4 protein-coding genes are annotated in these 3,084 nt (G+C 40.7%); all 4 read left to right on the top strand.

Annotated features, from left to right (window positions below; all coding sequences use genetic code 11):
* Positions 1-450: ACP S-malonyltransferase (locus RT405_RS12195; protein ID WP_313470035.1), on the top strand; the 450-nt coding region annotated here is incomplete at its 5' end.
* A gap of 35 nt (positions 451-485) precedes the next feature.
* Complete coding sequence (gene fabG / locus RT405_RS12190) at positions 486-1,223, top strand: 3-oxoacyl-[acyl-carrier-protein] reductase (RefSeq protein ID WP_313470034.1); 738 nt, start codon at positions 486-488, stop codon at positions 1,221-1,223.
* Positions 1,224-1,242: 19 nt separating this feature from the next.
* The gene (gene fabF / locus RT405_RS12185; RefSeq protein WP_313470046.1) at positions 1,243-2,481 is read left to right on the top strand and encodes a beta-ketoacyl-ACP synthase II; all 1,239 of its coding nucleotides are present in this window, start codon (positions 1,243-1,245) and stop codon (positions 2,479-2,481) included.
* Positions 2,481-2,981 carry an acetyl-CoA carboxylase biotin carboxyl carrier protein gene (accB, locus tag RT405_RS12180; protein ID WP_313470032.1) on the top strand — a complete coding sequence of 167 codons (501 nt, stop codon included), beginning with the start codon at positions 2,481-2,483 and terminating at the stop codon, positions 2,979-2,981. Before fabF ends, accB begins: the two co-directional genes overlap by 1 nt.
* The last annotated feature ends 103 nt before the right edge of the window (positions 2,982-3,084 follow it).

The raw sequence follows: 3,084 nt of genomic DNA, 5'->3' as shown, positions 1-3,084 counted from the left end.
GGTCTTAAAGAAGCGGTTGACAAGGCAGGAGAAATTCTGCTGGAAAAAGGTGCTAAACGTGTGGTTCCGCTTCAAGTAAGTGGTCCTTTTCATACAGCGTTACTCCAACCCGCAGCTGAACAACTAGCAGAAGCTTTAAAAGAAGTGACGGTTAATGATCCCGATTTGCCTGTCATTAGTAATACAACTACTAAAGTGTTTACGACGAAAGAAGAAATTCTTGATACGATGGTTAAACAAGTAATGTCACCTGTTTATTGGGAAGATGGTGTTAGAGCCATGATCGATTTAGGGGTAGATACCTTTATCGAAGTTGGCCCAGGGAAAACGTTGAGCAGTTTTATTAAAAAAATTGATAAATCTGTCCTTACTTTAAATGTGGAAAATAATAAAACATTAGAAAAAACGTTAACTAAATTAGCAGCGTTGAAGTCAGATGGTCACATATAAAAATTGTTTTTCATTAAAAAAAAAGGAATGAGTTCATGACGTTAGAAAACAAAACGGTTATCGTTACAGGTAGTTCAAGAGGAATAGGGAAAGCCATTGCCGTAGCATTTGCAAAAACTGGAGCAAACATTGTCCTAAACGGTCGAAAACCCATTCCGACAGATGTAATTGAGGAAATCCAAGCCTATGGTGCTAAAGTACATACCATACTTGGTGATATGAGTGATTTTGAAAGTGCCAAACGATTGATTGAAGAAACCAAAGAGGTATTTGGCAGTGTGGATGTGTTAGTGAACAATGCCGGTATAACGAATGATATGCTTTTGATGCGGATGTCTGAAGAGGATTTTGATCAAACAATTGCAGTCAATTTAAAAGGAACATTCAATACCATCCGTCATGCTACAAAAGTCATGTTGAAACAAAGAAGCGGTACGATCATTAACATGTCAAGCGTTGTGGGATTGGTTGGAAATGTGGGCCAAGCTAACTATGCAGCCAGTAAAGCCGGTGTAATTGGTTTAACGAAATCAGCTGCTCGTGAATTAGCAGCTAGAGGAATCACAGTAAATGCGATTGCTCCAGGTTTTATTGAAACAGAAATGACAGATGTCTTATCAGAAAAAATGAAAGAACAAGCTGTGGGACAGATTCCGTTAAAACGTTTTGGTCAAGTAGAAGACGTAGCACGAGCTGCAGTTTTTTTAAGTGAAAATAACTATATTACCGGTCAAGTTATCAACATTGACGGCGGTATGGTAATGAATGGTTAAAGAAGGAGGACGAACAGATATGAACCGTGTAGTCATAACAGGTATGGGTGCCGTTACGCCTTTAGGAAATACAGTCGATGAATTCTGGGATGGTTTGAAAGCTGGAAAAAATGGAATTGCACCGATTACAAAATTCGATGCAACTGAAACAGGTATTAGTGTAGCGGGGGAATTGAAAAATTTTGATGCAACAAACTACATGCCGCGAAAAATTGCAAAACGGATGGATGAGTTTTCAAGATACGGGGTGGCTGCTGCTGTTCAAGCCGTTGAAATGAGCGGAATTGACACAGAAAAAACCGATATGGATCGTTTTGGTGTGATTGTGGGTTCTGGTATTGGCGGATTGAACGCTATGCAAGAACAAATCATCAAAATGCACGACAAAGGACCACAACGTGTTGCGCCTTTCTTTGTGCCGATGGCGATCGGAAATATGGTAGCTGGTAACATCTCAATTGCAATCGGTACAAAAGGGATCAATACATCGATCGTGACAGCTTGCGCTTCAGGAAATAATGCTATTGGAGAAGCTTATCGCAACATCAAACACGGCTACTCAGATGTTATTTTGGCAGGTGGAGCAGAAGGAACGATCAATGAAATCGGAATCTCTGGGTTTGCAGCTCTAACAGCACTTTCTACTAGTACAGATCCAGATCGTGCATCCATTCCATTTGATAAAGACCGTCATGGTTTTGTCATGGGTGAAGGAGCCGGAGTCTTAATGCTGGAAAGCCTAGACCATGCAGTAGAACGAGGGGCAACTATTTATGGAGAAGTTGTCGGTTATGGCTCAACAGGTGATGGCTATCACATGACGGCGCCTACTCCTGATGGAAGCGGAGCAGGTAAAGCGATGCTAAATGCGATGGCAGAAGCAGGGATCACACCTGAAGAAGTCGGCTATATCAACGCTCACGGAACGAGTACCCCAGCAAATGATTCTGCAGAAACAATGGCAATCAAGTACGCTTTAGGCGAAACAGCTAAAAAAGTTGCTATTTCCAGTACTAAGAGTATGACCGGACACTTGTTAGGAGCTGCGGGAGCAATTGAAGCCATTGCTTGTGTCAAAGCTTTACAAGATGACTTTTTACCGCCGACAATTGGACTAGAAACAGCCGATGAAGCATGTGATTTAGATTATATTCCGCGAGTAGGAAGACAGGCTGAAGTTCGTTATGCTTTAAATAACTCATTAGGATTCGGTGGCCATAACGCAGTCACTTGTTTCAAAAAATGGGAGGGGCAATAATGGATTTTGAACAAGTTAAAGAAATACTTAAACTCGTTGATCAATCTGAATTGACGGAATTTGATTTGCAAATGGACAATGCTTCTGTTCGAATGAGTAAAAATACTGTTCCTATGCAATCGAATGTGCAACCTGCTGCTTTGAATCAAACAGCTGAAAATACACAGCCGGTTCAACAGCAAAGAACAATGGCAAAATCAAAAGCATCCCTTCAAGTAGACGAAGTGGTTCTGCCGATAGATTCTCAAGCAGAAGAAGCGAAAGAGGGACACATTGTCCAATCGCCATTGGTTGGTGTAACCTATATGGCACCATCTCCCGATCAAGCCGCTTTTAAAAAAGTTGGCGATCCAGTCATGGTTGGCGAAACATTGTGTATTGTTGAAGCAATGAAATTAATGAATGAAATAAAAAGTGATGTCGAAGGTACAATTGCTGAAATCTTTGTTGAAGATGAGCAAGTTGTCGAATACAATCAACCGCTTTTCAGAATTGTCTAGGAGGAAATAAAAATGACTAAAATGAATATTGCAGAAATTCAAGAATTAATTCCTAACCGCTATCCCATTTACTTTATTGACCGTGTAGATGAAATGATTCCAG

The organism is Carnobacterium sp., assembly GCF_032094055.1.
In the GTDB taxonomy this organism is placed as follows: domain Bacteria; phylum Bacillota; class Bacilli; order Lactobacillales; family Carnobacteriaceae; genus Carnobacterium_A.
Note: the sequence above shows the minus strand (reverse complement) of the source record. Positions and strands in the feature narration are given on the sequence as shown.